Here is a 21,113-nt window from a genome sequence, read left to right as displayed (position 1 = left end):
GCCAACCGGGTCGCCGCGTCCAGCCGGCGGGGATGGCGGTCAGCAGCGGCCTTTGACGTGGGGCGCCGGGGGCGCGCCGGTGTCGGGCTCGGCGGAGGCGGCGGCCACCAGCTTCCGGTAGTAGCCGATCTTCGCCTTGATCAGGCGCAGGTGGCCGCGCACTTCGCGCCACTGCGCCTCCACCGCCTGCCGGTGCGCCTCCAGCAGCCCCAGCCGTTGCGGCACCGTCTCGACACCCCGCATGGCCAACCCGACGAACGTGGCGATGTCGGCGATCGGCATCCCGTTGCGCGCAGCCGGGTCACGAAGACCAGCCATTCCAGGTCGTCATCGGTCTACCGGCGGTAGCCGCTGCGGTCCCGCGCGACCGGCGGCACCAGCCCGATGCGCTCGTAGTACCGGACGGTGTCCTGGGTCAGGCCGATCCTGCCGGCCGCCTCCCGGATCGTGTATCCCGCCGCCGGGGCCACGGTCATCGTGTCAGTCCGTCTCTTCGTCGTCGAGCAGGGCGTCGATCTGTGCCAGCTGGTCCGGTGCGAGTGGACCGAACGCCAGCGCTCCGGCATTCTCTCGGCCTGGCGCATCCCCTTGAATCCCGGGATCGGCACGGTGTTGTCGCCGACGGCCCACAGCCAGCCCAGCGCGCCCTGGGCCAGGGTGCGGCCGTCGCTGGTGAGCACGTCTCGGATCGCGGCGAGGCGGCGCAGCCCGTGGGCGGTCGGGCGGCCGTCGCGAAACAGCGGGATCCAGCCGGATCCCGAGCCAGGAAGGTGGCAACGTCACCACACCACTCAGTCCACTCGGGATGTCCACACCGGATTTGTGTAGCCGGACGATTCTCGACGGGATCGCCACCGGCACCCGGCAGAGCCCCCGAGAGGTGGCCGAACGGCAGGTGCGCGGCCCGGAAAGCTCGGGCCGGTGCGCTAGACCGCCATGGCCGAGCCCGGGGCGTATACCCAGGCCCGTGTGTGGAATTCCTTGTCGGGGATCGAGCAATCGGTGGGCTGAAACTCGTAGGCCGGCAGGCCGTGGAAGCCATGCTCGATGACGTCGCGGTAGAGGTGGTCGGAGACGATGACGGCCAGGTCGCCGGCGTGGGACTCGTCCAGAGCTTGTCGTACGGGCGGGCTGTTCAAGAGCCGGAAGCATTCGATGACGGCTCTTCCGCCGACGCCCGCGGGGCCCGAGGCGATTATGCCTTCGGTGAGCGCCACCCGCAGTCGGGCACGCGCGCCTTCGGACAGTATCCGGTTCTGGTGGTGCAGCGCGACCCGCAGGCCCTGGATGAGAGCGGGGATCGCCCGGGTCTCGTCGATGCCGCTGGGCGCGATCACGAGCACGCCGTCGCCGTTTACCTGCGCGAACCTGCCGGGCAAGCCGGCGGCGGCGCAGGCGGTGCGGACCGCGGTGACGAGTGCGTGCTGGGCCTGGATCTGTTCCGGGACCGGCCGGCCGCTCCAGTTCTTGATGTCCACTGCCACACACAATGCCCGTCGTGCGGTGCCGGCGATACCGGCCGGGTCGGCCCATGAGTTCCGGGCGATGCCCTGGCCGAGGGCGGACAGGGCAGCCAGCCGGAGTCGACGGGCGACGATGCGAGGGATCGGGGCCATCTCGTGTGCTCCATTCAGGTCAGACCCGGATCCACCGGCGGGCGAACGGCGCCCGTCGAACGGCCCGGCGACGCGAATCGGAATGTATGTGCAGACGGGTTCGTATTCGTTCTGATCTCCGCTCCGACAGTCGCCAGCGTGATTCGCACGGGGCTTGTCGTTGGCGGCGTCGGAGCGCTTTTTTGTCGGCCTTGGCACGTGGCTACGAGCAGCAGAAGTACGAGCAGGATTCCCATGAGTGCCAGGCAGCCGGCGGCGTTGTTCGTGTTGGGTCGGACCTCGACCTGGCCACCGGGTGGAATTCCTGGGTGATTGTTCGCGTAGTGGTCGATTTGCCGTTCGGCGCCTTGCGTCTCGCTAAGCCATGGTGTCCGGTAACTGCATTCGCCGCAGTGGTACCGGTAGTTTCCGGCCATGCCGGTCCTTTCTCGACGGAATTGGGAATTGTGGGCGCCGGGCCCGTCGGGTGATGCCGGGCCCGGCGCGGGTTGGTGCCCGTGAAACGTCAGGGATGTTGGAGGCGCCGCATGATCAGTGGGATGAAGTGGTTCATGTCGGCTTGCAGGCACGGTTCCTGGCTGTGCTTGCCGGTGCAGCCCGGTGCCCAGGTGCCGCCGTCGCCGTAGTCGATGAAGTCGTAGGGGATGCCGGCGGCGGTGAGGTTGGCCGCGGTGACGAGGTTGGTTTCCCTGGCCCGGTTCTCCACGATGGCTTGGATCGGGTCGACGGTGAGGTCGCCACCGTTGCCGACGTACATGGCGACCCCCATGCCGCGCAGTGGCTCGACGTGCTGGGCTGGGCTCTGCGCATTCCATACGCCGTCGAATGGCCAGAACGGCGGGCCGAAGATCGAGTCGATCCCCGCGGTCGGGGTGCCGGAGGACGGGTCCAGTTCGGTCTCGACCACGGCGAGGCGCTGTTCCTGGTTGAGAAGGTCCAGACCACCGGAGAGGCTGCCGACGTAGCTGAACAGGTCCGGCCGGTGCTCGGCGTAGTGGAACGCACCGAAGCCGCCCATGGAGTGGCCGACGATGGCTCGGCCGTTCCTGGTGGGGATGGTCCGTAGGTTGGCGTCGATGAGGGGGATCACCTGGTCGAGGTGGAAGGTCTCCCAGTTCTGCGGGCCGAGCGCACCGGGGCTGACCCAGTTGGAGTACCAGCCGCGCCCGCTGCCGTTGGGGTGCACCGTAATGAGTGGCGCCGTCTGCGTCGACTGCTCGGTGATCCGCTGGTTCCGCAGGGTGTTAGGGTAATCGGCGTTGCCGTGCAACGCATACAGCACCGGGTATCGCGTAGCGCCGGTGCTGTCGTAGTCGGTGGGCAAGGTGACCATGATGACGTGCTGGCCGGCGGTTTGGCCGGGCAGCAGGGTGGGGGTGGGGACCTGGTCGGAAGCCACGGCGAAGGTGAAGGTGCGGCGGGTGGCGTCGACCCACGCCGGCTGGCTGACGACGGTCAGGCCGAAGCCGCTGTCGAACAGCGGTGGTGCTGTCTGGGCGGTCGCGTCCGCGGTGGCCGGTGCGGATGTGATGGCCAGGCCGGCCACCAGGGCGAGTCCACGCCGGATAGGTTTCTGGGGACGAATTGTCATGGGAATTACCATTTCTCGGGGATTGACCTTGCTTCGTGCGGCGAGTCCCGCCCGTTCTCGGCTTCCAGGGCGGTGTCGACAATGGTGGTGTTCCGGCTGGTCAGCCGGCCAGGCCGCTAGTCGGCCGAATTTGGCCGGTCATCGCGGTAAAGTCAGCTCGGACGACCCGGCAGGGTGGGAGGCGCCGACGTGACGAGGCAGTTCGGTGCGCTGCTGCGTCAGCTGCGGCGTCGGGCGGGGATGACTCAGGAACAGTTGGCGGAGCGGTCTGGGATTGCGGTGCGCACAATCCGACGGCTGGAGACCGGCGAGCCCACCGACCCGCGGATCGGCACGGTGACACGGTTGGCCGATGCCCTGGATCTCGCACCGGACGAACGGCGGAAACTGCTCGCCGAATTCGGTGAGATCCCCTCCCCGGACGGCATTGACCACAGCGGTTCGGCTGCGGCGGTAGGCGATCCGGCGAGTGTTGTCGACCCGGTCCCCGGCCCGGCAGCGCACGGCGCACCGTCCGCGTCCGCGGACGCGCTGGCCGAAGCTGCCGACCAACTCGCGCAGGCGGTTGCTCGCCGCTGGCAATGGGAGGAGGAGCAACGCCGTATCCACGATCCGTTCCCGCTGCCCATACGGTGGCGTACGGCCCCCACGCGCCTGACCGATCACTGGGACAACATTCACCGCATGCCGCCCGGGGCCACAGCAAGCCCGTTGAACCTGACCGGCGAACTGGACGAGATCGCCAACAGATTCCGGCTGATCCCGTCCGGGCGGCTGGTCGTGCTGGGCAGCGGCGGGTCCGGGAAGACGGTCCTGACATTGCGGTTCGTCCTGGACTACCTCCGGACCCGCACGAGCACCGACCCGGTACCGGTGATCTTCCACCTGGGCTCGTGGAATCCGGCGAGCACCGAGTTCCGAGACTGGCTGACAGGTCAGCTGCTGCGCGACTACCCCGGTCTACTCGCCTCCGCCCCTGGTCGGTCGACGCTGGCCGCCGCGCTGGTCGAGACCGGCCGAATCTTGCCGGTTCTCGATGGGTTCGACGAGATCGCCGACGGCCTGCGGCGTACCGCACTGGAGGCGCTCAACCGCACCTCGCTGCCGCTGGTGGTGACCAGCCGTCCCGACGAGTACGACCAGGCGGTCCAGGAGACCGACGTGCTGACCTGGGCCGCTGGTATCGAGCTGACCCCGCTTACCCCCACCGATCTGATCAACTACCTTCCCCGCACGGCGAGGAGGATCGCCCGGGGCGACGAACCCGGCGCAACCGGCACCGTGTGGGATCCCGTCCTGAACGAGCTGCGCAACCCGGGCAGCCGCGCCGGCGCCAACCTCGCCGCGGCGCTGAACACCCCGCTGATGGTCGGCCTTGCCCGCACCGTATACAGCGACACGCCCGGCCAGAACCCGACCGACCTGCTGGACACCACCCGGTTTCCGACGCGGAAAGCCCTCGAAGACCACTTGCTGGGCAGGTTCGTGCCCACCGTCTACCGCACCCAGCCGCCACAGCAACCCGGCCCCGGCCGCCACGGCCCATTCCGGACCTGGGATCCGGAACGCGTCCAGCACTGGCTGGGCTACCTCGCCCAACACCTCGACCGGCTCGACACGCGTGACCTGGCCTGGTGGCAGTTGGGAAGCACTCTGCGCGACTCATCGCGCATCCTGATCGCCGTGGTGGTGTCCACGCTGGCCACCGTCTTCTGCGACTGGCTCGTGTACCTGCCCCAATACATCATCCGCTACGGGGTGTCGCAGGGACTTCGAGCCGGGCTGGTGGAAGGACTGGTGATCGGGCCGGTCGCCGGCCTTGCCGCGGGGCTCGTGTACGGCCTCACGATCCGCTACAGCAGGGTGACGTTCGAACCGTTCCGCGTGCAGATACGGGGGCTGGGCGGCAGAACCAGAACACCGCTCAGGCGCACCTACACGACGAGGTTCGCAGCCGGGCTCCTCGGCGGCCTCGTGTTCGGCCTAGGATTTGGACCCGCGGGCACGGTGATCCGCGGACTGCTCTACGGATTCCCGCCCGAGCGCGCGGTGATGATCGAGACAACCCTCAACAACATGCTCGCGTACGGACTCGTCTTCGGACTCGCCACCGGACTGGGATTCGTTTTGGTGACCGCAATGGAAGCACCAATGAACATCCGGTTCGCCGCCAACCCGACCAGCCTGCTGACCGCCAACCGCACCACGGTGCTCCGCCAGATACTTCTCCTCGTCCCCATCGGCACGCTCGTGATCGCATTCGGTGGCCGGCTCGTGATCGACCTGCTCCACGGCGTCCTGGGCCTGCCCGTCATCTGGGACCTGCCCGACGCGCTCCTCCTCGGAACCGTCGCGGGGCTCAGCCTTGCTTGCTTCTACGCCTTCGTCTTCACCGCCTGGGGACAATGGGTGATCCTGTCTCGCATTTGGCTACCCTTTACCGGACGGCTGCCCTGGACAATAACCGCCTTCCTCGACGACGCCTACCACCGCGGGATACTCCGCCAAGCCGGCGCCGTCTACCAATTCCGCCACGCCCGCCTCCAAGACCACCTCAGCCATACCTACCGAAACCACAACCCACCCACCACTCCCCGAACACCTTCGGCCATTCCGGCATCATCACCACCCGATCGCCCGGCCGGCCCGAACCCGATCCCCGCAACCCCAGACCAAACCTGATCTTGAACCTCGCGTGTTGGTCGCACAACAGCGTTACCATCGACGCCGTCATAGAATCCAAGCTCATTGCGCGGCGGAGTTAAACTCTTGATGCCGACGTGCCGATGAAACCGAGGATTCACTCCGGAGCTCGGTGAGTTGCCGGCGTGGGAAGTATCGACAAATAGCCCTCATTTGCGCACCCGAAACCCAACCCGCTGACGACGATCCCACTGCGACCCCACGTACGCCTGACCATGATTCCCTCCGCGTTCCTACCCGGCCCGCACGCTCAAGGCTGGAGCGCACTCCAGGGCAAGGCCTGTTCGCCGTGGCCGGGCGTTGCTATGGGTGGCGGGCGGCGGAGGCGCTGGAGCGGAGGGCGTCGGAGAGGGTGATCAGTTCGTGGACGTCGGCGTCCAGGCCGTCGGCCGCCGGGATGGCTATGGGGACCGCGCGGGCGGGTACGGGGGTGCCGGATGCGTGCGCCCGCAGGCCTGCGTGGAGCCGGTCGGCCAGGGGTAGGTCGCCGGGGTGGCCGTTGCCGGCGAGGTACGGGCTGAGGCGCACCAGCCCGTCCCGGCATTCGATCACCCGGCGGTAGTAGCGGCGGTGCACGCCACGCAGGCTGAGCGCGTCGCGCCACCGGGCGGCCGGCACCCGCCCCAACGCGTCCTCGGGGAACTGCCGGTGCAGCAATGTCCACAGTGGAGCAAGGCGGTGGTACATCGTGCGGTGGTGCCACCAGACGCGCAGGGCCGCGAGCCGGGTGACGGCCGCGGGGTAGGCGAAGCCGAGCATGAAGGCGACGCTGCCGGGCAGGACCAGCAGCAATCCCATGCCGAACAACCAGGGTGGCAGGGCGACGCCGGCCCAGCTGGCGAGGGTCGCAAGGATGAACACCGTCAGGCCGAGCACGAGCGCGACCATGCCCACCGCGGTCAGCGCCAACCCGTGCCGCAGGCGCGGCTCGGCTCCCCGCGCGTACCGGCGGATCCACAGCAGGGCACAGACGAAGGCGTAGGCGAGGTACAGGTTCGGCGTCACGTACTGCAGCGCGATGGTGAGCTCGTCGAGCGGCGTGGCCCCCGGCCGGGCGAAGGCCAGGGTGGCCGCGGCGTCGCGGATCCCGGCCGGCATGAGCACGGTGTCCGCGGTCAGGATCACCGCCGCGGCGCCGACCGGTATCGCCTGCCACATCGCCCGCCGGCGCGCCGCCGGCCGGTCAAGTGCGGAGAACAGGAAGAACGCGATCAGGCTGTACCCGCAGACCAGCATGCCAAGGTGCTGGATCAGCCGGGACAGGATCGGCTCGAGGCCGAGAAAGATGGCGCCGGTGGTGGCGGCCGGTCCGAACACGACGGTCAGCACGAACGACGCGATCGTGACCGTGACCGCGCGCAGCGGCACGTTGCCCGGCGCGCGCACCAACAGGTACAGCAGCACGGCGAGCACGACGCAGGTCGCGATCGCCTGCAGCGCAAGCAGCGCGATCACAGCCAGCCCATCCGGTCGCCGAGCGCGGTCTCCATGCGTCGTGCGACGGCACCCGGCGACGTGGGCGGCACGACGCGGTCGAGCACCGAGGCCCACTCGAGGATGATCGTGGCGACGGTCTCGGCCTCCCGCTCGTGCTCCGTGTCGTACGAGGTGCGGGCCAACGCGCGGCGAACCGCGTCGGGCTCAAGATCGGGGTACCGCTCCCGCAGCCCATCCGCCTCGTCATCGGGATACAGCACGCAGGTCAGCCGGTCGTTCGCGACGTCGCTGCGGTGGCCGGCGAGGATGTGCCCCAGCTCGTGCAGCACGATGTGGCCCTGGTGGGCCTTGCTGGTCTCCCGCTGGTAGAGGATGTAGTCGGCGGTTCCGGTGGTGATCCAGACCCCGAACGGGCCCGGCACCGGGATCGGATGCGGCACCAACCGGATCGGCCTACCCCGGCGGTCGCTGACCCGACGGCAGAGTTCGACGACGTCCAGCGGCGGGCGGACGTCCAGCTCGTTGAGCAGCCGGCGGCAACGCCGGCGCAGCTCCCGTTCCCGCAATGCTCACTCCTCGCCCGCGTCGCGCCGTTCGGCCTGCTCCTGCCGGTAGACGACATCGAGCAACTCCATCACCAGCCTTCTTCGGTGTGGCGACAGTTCACCGGCTCGCATCGCCATCAATTGGACGTCGCTGCGGCCGGCGAGCTCGTCGAGGCGCGCCTGCTCCTCCTTCAGCCGTTCGAGCTGCCGCTCGACCCGGTCGGTGACCTCGTCGGCGAAGAAATAGCTGACCGGGACGCCGAAGAAATCGGCGAGGCCCTGCAGGTGCTTGAACGTTGGGTTGTCCTTTTTGGACTTTCGAAGCTGCCAGACATAGCTCTGGGAGATCGTGACCTCGCCCCGCCGGCTGATCGCGGCGGCGACGTGCTCGTTGCTGTACTCCTGGCCGCCGCGCGGTGTGTAATGTGCGAACAGGTAGTTCAGCTTGTCGGCCAGACTGCGGACACTGGCCGGCTTTTCAGCCATGACAGCCCTCCTGGCGGGCGTGCGGTTCCACTTGGGTGAAGCCATCTGAGTGGCGACCCTTTTCGCAGGTCGAACGCGGTTCAGCAAGTTTAGACTTTGGACAGTTCCCGGACAACCGGGCGGCGCACAGCTACCCACTCCAAATCTGGAGGGACTCAAGAAATTGTCGGAATGCGGATCCATAGCAGACTCCGCATCGCCGAGCACCCGTGCGCCGTTTCCTCAGCGTGGGCGCGGATGTCGAAGTTCATCGTGCGGAAGTCTCGATACCAGGCGTTTTTGCTTTGCGGGGCGCGGTCGGTCACCTCGACGGGTGCCCGGGAGAACGGTGTGGCGCCGTCGCGGGGGCCGGATGAAGTACGGATGCCCGGCGCGGGTGACGGTGGCCGAGGCGTGCCAGCGGTCCGGGTAGCCGGCGGCCGGCGCGGGGGCAGCTGGGCGTGGAAAGTCGTTCTCAGCGGCCATCGGGGTGTGTACAACCGAATCCAGCACCATCCGATCGGCGTGGAGGACGTGGGATGGGATCTCGGCAGTTGAGGTTCGGCGGGGTGGCGGTGCACGAGCGGCTGCTGGGGCGGGTGGCGGAGCTGAGCGGGGTGGTCCTGGCGGCGGTGGTCGAGCAGGTGGCGTTCTACCGGGAGATGCCCGGGGAGGAGGTGGCCGGGGAGCTGGTGGCGACGACGCAGCGGATCGTGCGCACGCTGGGCGAGGTGGTGCGGGACCGGCGGGTGCCGGATGTCGCGGAGTTGGAGTGGTTGGCCGAATCCGTTGCGCGGCGGGCGGAGGAGCGGGTGCCGCTGGAGAGCGTGCTGTCGGCGTACTACGTGGGCGGGCTGGAGGCGTGGCGGTGGGCAAGTGCGGAGGCCGCGCCGGGGGACGTCGACGACGTGCGGGCGGCGATCGAGCTGTGGGCGGGGTTCCTGCGGGCCATGACGGTGGCGGTGACCGAGGCCTACGTCGCGGAGCTGCGGTCCATGCACAGCCAGGAGCAGAGCGCGCGGCAGACGCTGCTGTCGGCGTTGCTGGCCGGCGAGCCGGCCGAGGAGGCGGCCGGGCGCTCTGGGATTCGGCTGCCGGCGGGGTATCTGGTGCTGGCGTTGCGGGTGGGTGCGCATCCGGACGAGAAGGAGGGCGGGGTCGGCGCGGCCATCGCCGGCCGGCGCAAGGTGCGGCGGATGCAGGCGGAGCTTGGGCGGTTCGGCGGGGACGGCGTGCTGTCGCTTGTGGACTCACGCGGCGGCGTCGTGCTGATCCCGAGCGAGCGGGACCTCGACGGGTGCTGGGGCGAGCTCGGCGATGTGGTTCGGCGCGCGGCGGAGGCGGCCGGGGTGGAGCTGACCGTGGCCGCCGGGTACGCCGTGCCCGGCGGGGTCGCCGCGGCGACGGCGCGGACCAGGGAGGTGCTCGACGTCGTGCGGGTCACCGGGCGGCCGGCCGGACTCTACCGGCTCGCCGACGTGCTGCTCGACTACCAGCTCACCCGCGCCACACCGGCGACGGCCGGGCTGGCGGCGTTGCTGGAACCGTTGGCGTGTAACGAGGATCTCCTGACGACGCTGCGGCTGCACCTGGACAACGAGCTCAACCGCCAGCGCACGGCCCGGATGCTGCACGTCCACCCGAACACGCTGGACTACCGGCTGCGCCGGATCGCGGCGCTGACCGGCCTGGACCCGGCGGTGCCGTCACACCTGCCCGTGTTGGTCGCCGCGCTCGCCGCCCGGCAGGTGCACGACGGCCGGTAGCCCGGGCCACCGGCCGTCTACTGTGGACCTCAGCCGAGCGCGGCCGGGACCACGCCGGTGCGGATGCGCTGCGGGTGGTCGCCGACGTCGATCCGGGCGACCTCCTGCGCGGTGTCGAAGGAGATCACCGAGACCTGGTCGAGGCCGCTCCACGACACGTAGCAGAACCGGCCGTCGGCGCTGCGGGTCGACCAGTACGGCTTGGCGTCCGGCCCGCGGTTGATCAGCGTGTGCGCGAAGGTGACGCGGTCCACGATCGCCGCGTAGCCCGACATCGTGCCGGCGACGCACAGCTTGGCGTCGCTGCCGTCCATGGCGATGCCGTGGTGGGCGGAGTCGAGCAGGTACTGCTCGCGGGACAGGCCGGGCACGAGGTTGGGCAGATTCGCCACCCGGGTGACCCGGTCGCCGGCCATGTCGTACTCCACGAACCCGTGGAGGAACGAGACCTGCAGGTAGAACAGGCGCTCGTCGGCGGTGTGCGCCATCGGCCGGACGGCGGAGCTCATGTTCCGGTGGCCCGCCTCGGCGAGCTTCTGCGCCATGTTGATCCGCTTGACGACCGTGTTGGTCGCCGCGTCGACGACCTGGAAGAACCGCTGGCCCTTGGTGAAGTCCAGGGCCGGCGAGTCTAGCGCCGTGTAGACGAACCCGATGCTGGCGTGGTAGATCAACCGCCCGTCGCGCGCGTAGTTGGACTCGTGCGGCGAATCGCCGGAGGGAAACCGGCCCACCTCCCGCCCGCTGCGGGCGTCGAGGATGTGCACCACGTTCGCCGTCGACGCCGAGACCGCGACCCTGGTGCCGTCGGGCGAGATGGCCATGTGGTCGGCGCGCTGCCCGGCCACCGGGAACCGCCACCGGATCGCACCGGTCAGCGGGTCGATCGCGACCACGTCCGCAAGGCTGGGCCGCGACACGATCAGCAACGCGCCGTCGGGCGTGCTGAACATGTCGTCGACGAACTGGTCGTTGCCCTCACCGATCTGGTTGCGGACGAACAGGAAGGCCGCCAACCGCACCGGATCGAGGAAGATCTCCCGCAGCCGCTCGTCGATGTCGGGAATGACGTTGATCCGGGCGATCCGTTCGTAGCCGCCGCCGGGCCGGAGGACATCGGCGGTACCGTCCCAGTTGTTGCCGACGAAGATCGCCGGCTGGGTGGCGAGGGCCGTGGCCGCCGGCGCGCCGCTCGCGGTGGCACTCCCGGTGGCGGCGAGCAGCACCGCCGTGGCGAACGCCGTCAGCCGGATTCTCGTTCCAAACATGGCCGTGTCTCCACATTACCGATGAGTAACGCTTGCGCTCCAAGGATGGTCGCCCACCCGTCCGGGCAACACTGGGAGCTGGCTCGAAAGCCGCGCCCGGCCCGTTGTGACGGGTCACAAACGACCCACCGGTTGCGTGACGGCGTCGGTCAGCGCAGGCGGAGAACGTAGAGACCGCTGTTCATGTCGGAGGCGAGGACCAGACCTCCTTCAAGTGCCACGCCCCATACCTGGGCGCAGGGTTCCTCGCAGAAGAAGTCGGGGTTGATGTAGTCGGTGTCGGGGACGAACTGGGCGAGCAGCGTGGGCCGGGTGGGCACCGCGGACCGGGCGGCGACGACGCCGAGGGAGTACCACGAGAAGAACGTGGTGGCGCCGCGCACCTTCGGGTCGTGCACGGTGTCGTTGCCGAAGCCCTCGACGCTGAACGTGGATAGCTGCCGGGGTTGCGACGGCCGGGAGATGTCGTAGTAGACCGGCAGCCCGGCCTCGGTCTCGTGCGTCTCGACCAGCAGGGTGCCGCCGCGGGTGACGAAGCTGGAGTGGGTGGCGCCCTGGGTCGGCGTGGTCCGGCCGAGGAACCGGGGCCGGGCCGGGTCGGAGATGTCCAGCAGCACGGTGCCGAGGTCCCAATAGGACAGATAGGCGCGCCGCAGGTTGTCGTCGACCCGCACGGAGTGCACGAAGTTGGCCCGACCGTCGGCGTTGGGCTTGATGCCGAGCTCCCGCCATGCGCCCCACTCGCCGGTGTCGCGCGGCCGGCGCGGATCGGTCACGTCGACGATGCGGAAGTCCGCCCGGCCCGGCACGGTGGCGTCCCTGGTGACCGGGTCGAAGGTCGGCGACGTGGTCAGCTCGGAGCGGATGATCGCCGTGTAGACGAACGCCCGCCCGCCGTGCGCGCCAAGCCAGATCTCGTGCGAGCCGCGGGTGCCGGGCGCCGAGTAGCGGGACAGCTCGCGCGGGTGCCGCGGATCGGTCACGTCGTACACCCCGAACCCGCGGAATGCCTGCTGGTCGGTGCTCGAGCAGGACTGGAACGACACCGCGGCCAGCACGCCGCGGAACGACCGGGTGTGCACCCGCTGCACGATCACCTTCTCGGTCCAGGTGCCGGCCAGCGCCGGGTTGGACGCGGCGTCGGCGAAGGTGGACACCTGCGTCGGGTGCCGCGGATCGGACAGGTCGTAGACCCGGATTCCCTTGGACAGGCAGCCCTGGCCGATCCAGCTGCCCAGGTAGGCGAACCCGTCGAAGGCGTAGACGTCGCCGGTCGACCCGGTCCCCGGATTGGCCGTCCCCAGCAGTTCGAAGCCCACCTGCTTCGGGCTGGCCGGCGCCGGATGGACATGCTCATCGCCGTCGTGCGCCGATGCCACCCCCACCGGCAGCGCCAGCACCGCGCTCAGCGCCACCACACCCATCCGCAGCACAAGCCTGTTCATCACCGCGCCTCCCTTCCCAGTCCGACCAACCTACGGCCCGGCACGGGGTGTGGACTACCGGCGAACGGAGGCATCGGGGCGGCCGCGAACCCCGACGCCAAGGCGCTCGCACGACGGATCGTCGACGCCCAGCGGGCGGAGATCGACGAGATGGGGGAGCCGCTCGGCGCCCCTGATGACCGTGGCCGAACCCGAGCGGCGCCGGCGAGCGACACCCCGCCGGCGCCGCGCGGGCGACTATGCTCGCTGCGACGTCGGTGTTGCCGTGGCCGCAGGGAGGTGTCGTGTTCGGACTCGGCGAGCTCGAATCCGCGATCATGGACGTGCTCTGGCGGACTCAGGAGCCGGCGAAGGTCCGCGACGTCCTCGACGGGCTCACCGGGCGGAAGTTGGCCTACACGACGGTGATGACCGTGCTGGACAACCTGCACCGCAAGGGCTGGGTGCAGCGGGAGCTGGACGGCAAGGCCTACCTGTACCAACCCGCGGTCGGCCGGGAGGAGGCCGCCGCCCGCACGGTGCGTGCGGTGCTCGAGTCGTCCGGGGATCCCGAGGCGGCGCTGCTGCACTTCGCCCGCACCGCCTCGGAGCGCGAGACCGAGCTGCTGCGCAGCGGCCTGCGCCGCAAGTCCCGCCGCCGATGACCGCGGCGCTGGCGCTGCTGTCCGGCGCCGCCGCAGTGGGCTGGTGGCTTCCGCGCCGCCTGCGCCGGGTGGATCTGTGCCGCCGCGATCCGTTGGTGCTGATCGTGTGCTGGCTGCTGGCGATGACCGGCGTCGCGCTGGCCGCGGTGGCCGGCGTCATCCTGTTGCTGCTGCCGGGCCACGGTGAGATCGGCTCGCTGCTTGCGGTGGTGCACCACTGCTGGGACGCCGTGCAGCACGGCTCGCCGCCCCGGGTCGAGGAGTTCGGCGGCATGCTGGGAGTCGCGATCCTGGTGACCGCGGCCGCCCGCTCGGCGGTGGTCGGGATCCGCGTGTACCGGCGCCGCACCCGGGCCGGGCGGGAGCACCTGGCCGTGCTCCGGTTGGCCGCCAGGGTGGACGAGGGAAGGCCCACCACGCTGTGGATGGCCTACGACCGTCCCCTGGCGTTCTGCGTCGCCGGCCGGCCGGGCACCGTGGTGGCAACCGAAGGACTGACGCGGCACATGGCGGCCGACAGCGTGGCCGCCGTGCTCGAGCACGAGCGGGCGCACCTGCGCGGCCGGCACCATCTCCTGATCGCGATGGTGGACGCCACGTCGACGGTGCTGCCCTTCGTGCCGCTGTTCCGGCAGGCCCCCGCGGCGATTCGGGAGCTGGTCGAGGTGGCCGCCGACGTCGCGGCGGTGCGGGTCTGCGGGGTCGCCGCCGTGCGCACGGCTCTGCGGGACGTTTCCCGGCACGGCGTGCCCGGCGGGGCGCTGGCCATGGCGCCGGACGCGATCGACGTCCGGCTGGCCCGGTTACGGCGCCCCGGGGCCGTTCCCGGCCGGGCGCGGCGCGCGGCGTGCGCCGGTGCGGCCGGGATCATCGCCGGCACCGTCCCGTTTCTCACCGCGGCCGGGTTGATGATCGCCATCGCCGTGCTGGCCTGCCCCCTCGCCAGGGCGTGACGCTCGTTCGGGCTTCCCGCCGGCCGGTGGCGTCGCGGCGGGGATCCGGACCTCGACGGTGAGGCCGCCGCCGGGTCGGGGGTGGGCGTGGACCCGACCGTGATGGGCCTTGGCGACGGAGCGGACGATGGACAGGCCGAGGCCCGCGCCGCGGCCGGGCGGGGCCGGGCCGGATTCGGTGAGCCGGTCGGTGGACGCCAGCCTGCGAAACGGTTCGAACAAACCGTCGACCTCGTCGGCGGGCACGGCGGGGCCGCTGTTGGCCACGGTGAGGGAGGCGTGCTCGCCGGCGGCGCCGGTGGTGATCGACACCCAGCCGCCGGCGGCGAGGTTGTAGCGGATCGCGTTGTCGAGCAGGTTCTGCGCGAGGCGTTCCAGCAGCACCGGGTCACCGAGCACGGGGGCGGCCGAGGTGGCGGCGCGGATCTCGATCCCGGCCTCACGCGCCGGGCCGGCGGACAGGGTGGCGACGCGCCGGGCGATGTCCGCGAGGTCGACCGGATCCCGCTCGGTAAGGCGGGCCTCGCTGCCGGCGAGCACGAGCAGAGCGTCGATGAGGTGCTCGTGGCGCCGGTTGACCTCCAGCAGGGTCGCGCCGAGCTCGCGGGTGGCCGCCGGGGCGTTCGGGGTGTCGAGCGCGACCTGGATCAGGGTGCGGCTGATCGTCAGCGGGGTCCGCAACTCGTGCGAGGCGTTGGCGACGAACCGGCGTTGGCCGTCGAAGGAGCGGTCCAGCCGTTCGAGCATGGCGTCGAAGGTGTCGGCGAGGTCCTTGATCTCGTCGTCGGGCCCGTCCAGCGCGATCCGCTCGTTCAGGTTGCGGTCGGCGACCCGGCGCGCGGTCGCGGTGATTCTTTGCAGGGGGCGCAGCGCCCGCCCGGCGAGCAGCCAGCCGAGCCCGCCGGCGACAAGGCCGACGACTCCGAGCGAGGCCAGCGACCACAGGAGCATCGCGCGCAGCGTGTCGTCGCGGTCCACTTGGAACTGGGCCCGCAGCGCCTTGTGCAGCTGGTCGGTGCGCGGGTCGTGCGCGTCGCCGAGGAACTCCGCGGTGAGCTGCTCGGTGGCGGCGGCCCGGTCGGCCGCGTGCCTTCCGAGTGACCGGTCGAAGTAGACGTACATCACCGTGATGAGCACCGCGCCGGCGAGGAAGAGCGCGGCCGCGTACAGCAGGGTCAGCCGGACCCGAATGGTCCACCGCCACGGGCGGGTCACCGGATGCGGTACCCGGCGCCGGGAACGGTGTCGACGACCGGCGGATCGCCGAGCTTGCGCCGCACCATCATGATGGTGAACCGGACCACGCCGGTGAACGGGTCGGTGTGCTCGTCCCATGCCTTTTCCAGGAGTTGCTCGGCCGAGACCACGCCGCCGGCGGCGCGCATGAGCTCGTGCAGGACGGCGAACTCCTTGCGGGACAACGACACCGGTGCGCCGTCACGGGTCACGGCGCGGCGGTGCGGGTCGAGGCGGATGCCGGCGCGCTCGAGCACCGGTGGGGTGGCCGGCCGAGCCCGCCGGTTCAGGGCGTGGATGCGGGCGATGAGGTCGGCGAAGTCGAACGGCTTTGTGAGGTAGTCGTCGGCGCCGAGGCCCAGCCCGGCGACCCGGGCCGGGACGGCCGCCGCGGCGGTGAGCATCAGGATCCGGGTGTCCGATCCGGACTCCACCAGCGTGGTGCACACCTGGTCGCCCGACACCACGGGCAGATCACGGTCGAGCACGACGACGTCGTAGTCGTTGACCGCAAGGCGTTCCAGCGCGGCGTCGCCGTCGTAGGCCACGTCGACGGCCATGGCGTGGTTGCGCAGCCCGGCGCCGATCGCGTCGGCCAGCAGGCGTTCGTCCTCCACCACCAGTACCCGCACGCCCACCATCGTGCCCGCGCACGACGTTAGGGGCGTGTGAGGAGTTCCCTAGCGCCGCTCTCATGGCCCGCTTGGTGAGGTGGGGCCATGAAAACCGCAATTCCCATCTGGGTGAGGGTGCCGGGCGTCATCGCGCTCGTTCTGGTCGGGGTGGTGGTCAGCGCGATGCTGCTGGGCGCCGCGGGCGTCGGTGGCGGCGCGGGCCCGGACAAGCACGCACCGGTTCAGCGCCACGATCCCGACCGGCACGGGCCCCGGTGACGCGGATGCCGAACCGATTAGGCCGCCCGCTCGGCGCCGGCCGCGACTGGCGCCGTCGCCTGCTGCTCCACCACCTGCCGCTGGCCGCGGCCAGCGCCGTGCTGCTGGTCGTGTTCATGGGCCTGCCGCCGTTCACAAGGGGAGGTTTCGCGCTGCTCGACATGGGCGCGCCGACGCCGTTCCCGACGGCGGCGTCGTACACCGGTGGCGGCGGCCACGGTCGCACCGGGGAAGCGGCGTTCACCCTCGCCTCCGGCTACGTGGCGACCGTGTTCCTGGGGCTGACGCTTCTGGTCGGGACGGCCAACCTGCTGCTGCACCGCCGCAATCCCGTGTCCACCTCGCTGGCCAGGGACGTCGGGACGTGGGCGGTGATCGCCAGTCTCGCCCACGTGATCGTCGGGCTCAAGGCGCACGGCAACGCCGGCGACCTGTTCAACTTCGTCAACTATTTCTTCTTCTCCGACGGCACGCCGCGGACCGACAGTTTCGGTCTCGGGAACTGGACCGGGCTGGCCGCGCTGGTGATCGCCGTGGGGTTGCTCGCCCTGTCCAACGACCGCTCCCTGCGGGAGCTGAAAGCCACGCGGTGGAAGAACCTCCAGCGCCTGAACTACGCCCTGTTCGCGCTCGTCGCCCTGCACGCCTTCTTCTACGGGGCGCTGCTGCGGATGACCTCACCCTTCACGGTTCTGCTCATCGGCATCGTCCTGGCGGTCCTCATCGGACAGGCGGTGGGCATCGGGCTGTGGCGGCGGAGCCACGCCCGCACCCGATCCTGACCGGGAGTGACCCACGTCTCGCTCGAGCACTTGCACACCTATACCCCCTATAGGTATAAATGAGGTGGGCGCTCGCCGCTCCCCCGGCCGACCGGGCCGGCCGCGCGGCGAGCCGGATCGACAGGAGCACGAGCAATGCGGGGCTACACCGAGACCAAGGACGCCCACCTGCGGCGGCTGCGGCGGATCGAGGGACAGATCCGCGGGCTGAGCCGGATGGTCGAGAACGACGAGTACTGCATCGATATCCTCACGCAGATCTCCGCGGCCACCCGAGCCCTGCAGGCGGTGTCCATCTCGCTGCTCGACGAGCACCTGCGGCACTGCGTCACCGAGGCGATCAGCGAGGGCGGCGCCACCGCCAACGAAAAGATCACCGAGGCCAGCGACGCGATCGCCCGCCTGGTCCGCTCCTGAGCCGAACGCGAGAAGGGAACGAGCGATGCCTCAGTCCACCTACACCGTGCAGGGCATGACCTGCGGCCACTGCGTCAGCTCGGTGACCGAGGAGGTCGGCGGGATCGACGGCGTGCGCAACGTCGACGTCGACCTGGCCACCGGCCGCGTCACCGTCACCAGCGACCGCCCGGTGACCGACGACGAGATCCGCGCGGCGGTCGCCGAGGCCGGCTACGAGCTGGCCGGCTGACCCGAGGGAGATCACGATGAGGACCGCCACCAAGCTGTCGGCGTTCGCGCTGGCCCTTGCCGCCGTCGCGGGCGGCGCCTTGGCGGTCGGCTCCGCGGTGGGCCCGCTCGACGAGAGCCCGGCCCCGGCCGCCGCCGACCACTCGATGACGGGCGCCGAGGCGGTGGCCGACGAGGCGCACGGTGACACCGGATTGCCCGGCCTGGCGGCGGCCGCCAACGGCTACCGGCTCGAGCTCGGCCAGGACCGGTTGGCCACCGCCACCCCGCAGCCGTTCCGGTTCCGCATCCTCGGGCCGGACGGCGCGGCGGTGACCCGGTTCGACGTGGAGCACGACAAGCGGCTGCACCTGGTGGTGGTCCGGCGCGACGGCTCGAACTACCGGCACGTGCACCCGGAGATGGCCCAGGACGGCACCTGGAGCATCGACCTGACCCTGCCGCAGGCCGGCAGCTACCGGGTGTTCACCGACTTCAAGCCGGAAGGCGGGGAGAAGACCACCCTTGGCGCCGACGTGCACGCACCAGGCGCGTACGAGCCGGCGCGGTATGACCGTCCAACTCGGACGGGCACTGTGGACGGTTATGAGGTCCGGTTGGACGGCGACCTGGTGCCGGGCCGGGAGGCCACGGTGACCGCGACCGTGACCCGCAACGGGACCCCGGTCGGCGACCTCGAGCCGTACCTCGGCGCCTACGGGCACCTGGTCTCGTTGCGCGCGGCCGATCTGGGCTACCTGCACGTGCACCCGCTCGGTACGCCGGGCGACGGCACCACCCCGGCCGGGCCGCAGGTGCGGTTCGCCGTCGAGGTCCCCACCGCGGGGCAGTACCGTCTGTTCCTGGACTTCCAGCACGGGGGAACGGTGCGCACGGCCGAGTTCACCCTGGACGCGGCGGGCACCGCACCGCCGATGCCGGCCCCGGCCCAGGCTCCGGCCGAGCCGTCCGGCGATGACCATGGCCACGGAGGCACCCGATGAGCACGGTCGAGCTGTCCATCGGCGGGATGACGTGTGCGTCCTGCGCGGCCCGGATCGAGCGGAAGCTGAACAAGGTCGAGGGCGTGACCGCGACGGTCAACTTCGCCACCGAGAAGGCCAGGGTCAGCTTCCCGGACACGGTCTCGGCCGAGGATCTGGTCAAGGTCGTGGAGGCCACCGGCTACAGCGCCGAGCTGCCCGCGCCGCCCGCCGCCGAGGCCGCGCCGGAGGCCGACGACCCTACCCGCTCGCTGCGGCAGCGGCTGATCGGCTCGGCGGTGCTGACCGCGCCGGTGATCGCGCTGGCGATGATCCCGGCCCTGCAGTTCACCTACTGGCAGTGGCTGTCGCTGGCGCTGGCCGGGCCGGTCGTGGTGTGGGGCGCCTTGCCGTTCCACCGGGCCGCCTGGACCAACCTGCGGCACGCCGCGGCCACCATGGACACGCTGATCTCGCTCGGGGTCGGCGCCGCGTTCGGGTGGTCGGTCTATGCGCTGTTCTGGGGCACGGCCGGCGAGCCCGGCATGCGGCACGGGTTCGAGCTGACCATCCAACGGATGACCGGGGGCGGCAGCATCTACCTCGAGGTGGCCACCGGGGTCACCACGTTCATCCTGGCCGGCCGCTACTTCGAGGCGCGGGCCAAGCGCCGCGCCGGGGCCGCCCTTCGCGCCCTGCTCGAGCTGGGCGCCAAGGACGTCGCCGTGCTGCGCGACGGGATCGAGACCCGGATCCCGACCGAGCGGCTGGCCGTCGGCGACCTGTTCGTGGTGCGGCCGGGCGAGAAGATCGCCACCGACGGCGTGGTCGTCGAGGGCGGCTCCGCGGTCGACGCCAGCATGCTCACCGGCGAGTCGGTGCCGGTGGAGGTGCGCCGGGACGACGCCGTGGTGGGCGCGACGGTCAACGTCGGTGGCCGGCTGGTCGTGCGGGCCACCCGGATCGGCGCCGACACCCAGCTCGCCCAGATGGCACGCCTCGTTGAGGATGCCCAGAACGGCAAGGCCGCGGTGCAGCGGCTGGCCGACCGGGTCTCCGCGGTGTTCGTCCCGATCGTCATCGCGCTGTCGGTCGGCACCCTGGCCTTCTGGCTCGGCGCGGGCGGCGGGGCGAGCGCGGCGTTCACCGCCGCGGTGGCCGTGCTGATCATCGCCTGCCCGTGCGCCCTCGGCCTGGCCACCCCGACCGCGCTGCTGGTCGGCACCGGCCGCGGCGCGCAGCTCGGCATCCTGATCAAGGGACCCGAGGTGCTGGAGTCCACCCGCCGCATCGACACCGTGGTGCTGGACAAGACCGGCACGGTCACCGAGGGCCGGATGTCCCTTGTGGACGTCACGGTGGCCGGCGGGGGCGACGAGGCCGAGGCGCTGCGGCTGGCCGGCGCCCTCGAGCACGCCTCCGAGCATCCCATCGCCAGGGCGATCGCCACCGCGGCCGCCGAGCGCACCGGCGACCTCCCCCCGGTCGAGGACTTCGGCAACGTCGAAGGCCTTGGCGTGCAAGGCATCGTCGACGGCCACGCCGTCCTGGTCGGCCGGGCCGCGTTGCTCGAGCAGTGGAGCATCCACCTCGACGAGGATCTCGAGCGTGCCCAGCGGGACGCCGAGCAATCCGGCCACACCGCCGTGCTCGTCGCCTGGGACGGCGCGGCCAGGGCCGTGCTGGCCGTGGCCGACACCGTCAAGCCCACATCGGCCCAGGCCGTGCGCGAGCTGCGTGCGCTTGGTCTGCGGCCGGTGCTGCTCACCGGTGACAACGAGGCGGCCGCCCGGTCCGTGGCGGCCGAGGTCGGCATCGACGAGGTGATCGCCGAGGTGCTGCCCGCCGACAAGGTCGACGTGGTCAAGCGCCTTCAGGACCAGGGCCGGGTCGTGGCCATGGTCGGCGACGGGGTCAACGACGCCGCCGCCCTCGCCCAGGCCGACCTCGGCCTGGCCATGGGCACCGGCACCGACGTCGCCATCGAGGCCGGCGACCTGACCCTGGTCCGCGGCGACCTGCGCGCCGCCGCCGACGCCATCCGGCTGTCCCGCCGCACCCTCGGCACCATCAAGGGCAACCTGTTCTGGGCCTTCGCCTACAACGTCGCCGCCCTGCCGCTGGCCGCGCTCGGCCTGCTCAACCCCATGCTCGCCGGC

At 70.9% G+C, this 21,113-nt stretch carries 20 protein-coding genes and 1 pseudogene; 10 read left to right on the top strand and 11 right to left on the bottom strand.

What is annotated here, in order from left to right:
• Positions 1-39: 39 nt before the first annotated feature.
• The 4 genes from VGX25_RS35650 to VGX25_RS10110 all read right to left on the bottom strand — a co-directional run bounded on the left by VGX25_RS35650 (position 40) and on the right by VGX25_RS10110 (position 3,207).
• Entirely contained in the window at positions 40-318 is a 279-nt protein-coding gene (locus VGX25_RS35650; protein ID WP_414635752.1) for a hypothetical protein, read from the bottom strand.
• A gap of 17 nt (positions 319-335) precedes the next feature.
• Positions 336-680, bottom strand: coding sequence for a MerR family DNA-binding transcriptional regulator (locus VGX25_RS35645; protein WP_414635751.1), 345 nt, complete (start codon positions 678-680; stop codon positions 336-338).
• A 246-nt stretch (positions 681-926) separates the two neighbouring features.
• On the bottom strand, positions 927-1,616 hold the full coding sequence (locus VGX25_RS10115; RefSeq protein WP_326917384.1) for a hypothetical protein: 690 nt from the start codon (positions 1,614-1,616) through the stop codon (positions 927-929).
• Positions 1,617-2,121: 505 nt separating this feature from the next.
• Positions 2,122-3,207, bottom strand: coding sequence for an alpha/beta hydrolase (locus VGX25_RS10110; RefSeq protein ID WP_326917383.1), 1,086 nt, complete (start codon positions 3,205-3,207; stop codon positions 2,122-2,124).
• A 189-nt stretch (positions 3,208-3,396) separates the two neighbouring features.
• Here VGX25_RS10110 and VGX25_RS10105 point away from each other — a divergent pair, with 189 nt between their 5' ends.
• A complete protein-coding gene (locus VGX25_RS10105; RefSeq protein WP_326917382.1) occupies positions 3,397-5,889 on the top strand; it encodes a helix-turn-helix domain-containing protein in 2,493 nt (830 codons plus the stop codon).
• 324 nt (positions 5,890-6,213) lie between these two features.
• Here VGX25_RS10105 and VGX25_RS10100 read toward each other — a convergent pair whose 3' ends face one another.
• The 3 genes from VGX25_RS10100 to VGX25_RS10090 are packed head-to-tail and all read right to left on the bottom strand — an operon-like array spanning position 6,214 to position 8,378.
• A complete protein-coding gene (locus tag VGX25_RS10100; protein ID WP_326917381.1) occupies positions 6,214-7,365 on the bottom strand; it encodes an MAB_1171c family putative transporter in 1,152 nt (383 codons plus the stop codon).
• Positions 7,362-7,913 carry a hypothetical protein gene (locus tag VGX25_RS10095; RefSeq protein WP_326917380.1) on the bottom strand — a complete coding sequence of 184 codons (552 nt, stop codon included), beginning with the start codon at positions 7,911-7,913 and terminating at the stop codon, positions 7,362-7,364. The genes VGX25_RS10100 and VGX25_RS10095 overlap by 4 nt, the downstream gene beginning before the upstream one ends.
• Before the next feature lie 3 nt (positions 7,914-7,916).
• Positions 7,917-8,378, bottom strand: coding sequence for a helix-turn-helix domain-containing protein (locus VGX25_RS10090; RefSeq protein WP_326917379.1), 462 nt, complete (start codon positions 8,376-8,378; stop codon positions 7,917-7,919).
• 518 nt (positions 8,379-8,896) lie between these two features.
• Here VGX25_RS10090 and VGX25_RS10085 point away from each other — a divergent pair.
• Positions 8,897-10,123: a helix-turn-helix domain-containing protein gene (locus VGX25_RS10085; RefSeq protein ID WP_326917378.1), complete on the top strand. Its 1,227-nt coding sequence runs from the start codon at positions 8,897-8,899 to the stop codon at positions 10,121-10,123.
• A 29-nt stretch (positions 10,124-10,152) separates the two neighbouring features.
• Here VGX25_RS10085 and VGX25_RS10080 read toward each other — a convergent pair whose 3' ends face one another.
• Positions 10,153-11,391, bottom strand: a complete 1,239-nt coding sequence (locus VGX25_RS10080) for a serine/threonine protein kinase (protein WP_326917377.1) — start codon at positions 11,389-11,391, stop codon at positions 10,153-10,155.
• A gap of 149 nt (positions 11,392-11,540) precedes the next feature.
• Positions 11,541-12,836, bottom strand: coding sequence for a hypothetical protein (locus tag VGX25_RS10075; protein WP_326917376.1), 1,296 nt, complete (start codon positions 12,834-12,836; stop codon positions 11,541-11,543).
• A gap of 284 nt (positions 12,837-13,120) precedes the next feature.
• On the opposite strand from VGX25_RS10075, the gene VGX25_RS10070 reads away from it, so the two are divergent.
• Together VGX25_RS10070 and VGX25_RS10065 are read left to right on the top strand one after the other, a co-directional pair.
• A complete protein-coding gene (locus VGX25_RS10070) occupies positions 13,121-13,480 on the top strand; it encodes a BlaI/MecI/CopY family transcriptional regulator (RefSeq protein ID WP_326917375.1) in 360 nt (119 codons plus the stop codon).
• Complete coding sequence (locus VGX25_RS10065) at positions 13,477-14,433, top strand: M56 family metallopeptidase (RefSeq protein ID WP_326917374.1); 957 nt, start codon at positions 13,477-13,479, stop codon at positions 14,431-14,433. Before VGX25_RS10070 ends, VGX25_RS10065 begins: the two co-directional genes overlap by 4 nt.
• A 45-nt stretch (positions 14,434-14,478) precedes the next feature.
• Here VGX25_RS10065 and VGX25_RS10060 read toward each other — a convergent pair.
• Together VGX25_RS10060 and VGX25_RS10055 are read right to left on the bottom strand one after the other, a co-directional pair.
• A pseudogene (locus VGX25_RS10060) lies at positions 14,479-15,384 on the bottom strand (sensor histidine kinase); the annotation flags it as partial.
• Positions 15,385-15,644: 260 nt separating this feature from the next.
• Positions 15,645-16,301, bottom strand: a complete 657-nt coding sequence (locus VGX25_RS10055) for a response regulator transcription factor (protein WP_326917373.1) — start codon at positions 16,299-16,301, stop codon at positions 15,645-15,647.
• An 87-nt stretch (positions 16,302-16,388) separates the two neighbouring features.
• Here VGX25_RS10055 and VGX25_RS10050 point away from each other — a divergent pair, with 87 nt between their 5' ends.
• From VGX25_RS10050 to VGX25_RS10025, 6 genes are all read left to right on the top strand, one after another.
• A complete protein-coding gene (locus tag VGX25_RS10050) occupies positions 16,389-16,562 on the top strand; it encodes a hypothetical protein (protein WP_326917372.1) in 174 nt (57 codons plus the stop codon).
• A 5-nt stretch (positions 16,563-16,567) separates the two neighbouring features.
• On the top strand, positions 16,568-17,344 hold the full coding sequence (locus VGX25_RS10045) for a hypothetical protein (RefSeq protein ID WP_326917371.1): 777 nt from the start codon (positions 16,568-16,570) through the stop codon (positions 17,342-17,344).
• A 135-nt stretch (positions 17,345-17,479) separates the two neighbouring features.
• Positions 17,480-17,761 (top strand): metal-sensitive transcriptional regulator, encoded by a 282-nt coding sequence (locus VGX25_RS10040; RefSeq protein ID WP_326917370.1) that lies wholly within the window; start codon positions 17,480-17,482, stop codon positions 17,759-17,761.
• A gap of 25 nt (positions 17,762-17,786) precedes the next feature.
• A complete protein-coding gene (locus VGX25_RS10035) occupies positions 17,787-17,993 on the top strand; it encodes a copper ion binding protein (RefSeq protein ID WP_326917369.1) in 207 nt (68 codons plus the stop codon).
• A gap of 16 nt (positions 17,994-18,009) precedes the next feature.
• Positions 18,010-18,975: a hypothetical protein gene (locus tag VGX25_RS10030; RefSeq protein WP_326917368.1), complete on the top strand. Its 966-nt coding sequence runs from the start codon at positions 18,010-18,012 to the stop codon at positions 18,973-18,975.
• Positions 18,972-21,113: heavy metal translocating P-type ATPase (locus tag VGX25_RS10025; protein ID WP_326917367.1), on the top strand; the 2,142-nt coding region annotated here is incomplete at its 3' end. The genes VGX25_RS10030 and VGX25_RS10025, both read left to right, overlap by 4 nt.

It is taken from the genome of Actinophytocola sp., from assembly GCF_035942955.1.
GTDB lineage: Bacteria > Actinomycetota > Actinomycetes > Mycobacteriales > Pseudonocardiaceae > DASYTH01.
The sequence above is the reverse complement of the archived record's forward strand: the minus strand, read 5'-3'. Positions and strand labels throughout refer to the sequence as shown.

What these genes read in the sequence shown, in the direction of transcription:
- VGX25_RS35650 (WP_414635752.1), bottom strand. Translation starts at nt 318, where the DNA reads ATGGCTGGTCTTCGTGACCCGGCTGCGCGCAACGGGATGCCGATCGCC.
- VGX25_RS10080 (WP_326917377.1), bottom strand. Translation starts at nt 11,391, where the DNA reads ATGTTTGGAACGAGAATCCGGCTGACGGCGTTCGCCACGGCGGTGCTG.
- VGX25_RS10050 (WP_326917372.1), top strand. Translation starts at nt 16,389, where the DNA reads ATGAAAACCGCAATTCCCATCTGGGTGAGGGTGCCGGGCGTCATCGCG.
- VGX25_RS10045 (WP_326917371.1), top strand. Translation starts at nt 16,568, where the DNA reads ATGCCGAACCGATTAGGCCGCCCGCTCGGCGCCGGCCGCGACTGGCGC.
- VGX25_RS10110 (WP_326917383.1), bottom strand. Translation starts at nt 3,207, where the DNA reads ATGACAATTCGTCCCCAGAAACCTATCCGGCGTGGACTCGCCCTGGTG.
- VGX25_RS10090 (WP_326917379.1), bottom strand. Translation starts at nt 8,378, where the DNA reads ATGGCTGAAAAGCCGGCCAGTGTCCGCAGTCTGGCCGACAAGCTGAAC.
- VGX25_RS10115 (WP_326917384.1), bottom strand. Translation starts at nt 1,616, where the DNA reads ATGGCCCCGATCCCTCGCATCGTCGCCCGTCGACTCCGGCTGGCTGCC.
- VGX25_RS10075 (WP_326917376.1), bottom strand. Translation starts at nt 12,836, where the DNA reads ATGAACAGGCTTGTGCTGCGGATGGGTGTGGTGGCGCTGAGCGCGGTG.
- VGX25_RS10035 (WP_326917369.1), top strand. Translation starts at nt 17,787, where the DNA reads ATGCCTCAGTCCACCTACACCGTGCAGGGCATGACCTGCGGCCACTGC.
- VGX25_RS10065 (WP_326917374.1), top strand. Translation starts at nt 13,477, where the DNA reads ATGACCGCGGCGCTGGCGCTGCTGTCCGGCGCCGCCGCAGTGGGCTGG.
- VGX25_RS10030 (WP_326917368.1), top strand. Translation starts at nt 18,010, where the DNA reads ATGAGGACCGCCACCAAGCTGTCGGCGTTCGCGCTGGCCCTTGCCGCC.
- VGX25_RS10040 (WP_326917370.1), top strand. Translation starts at nt 17,480, where the DNA reads ATGCGGGGCTACACCGAGACCAAGGACGCCCACCTGCGGCGGCTGCGG.
- VGX25_RS10085 (WP_326917378.1), top strand. Translation starts at nt 8,897, where the DNA reads ATGGGATCTCGGCAGTTGAGGTTCGGCGGGGTGGCGGTGCACGAGCGG.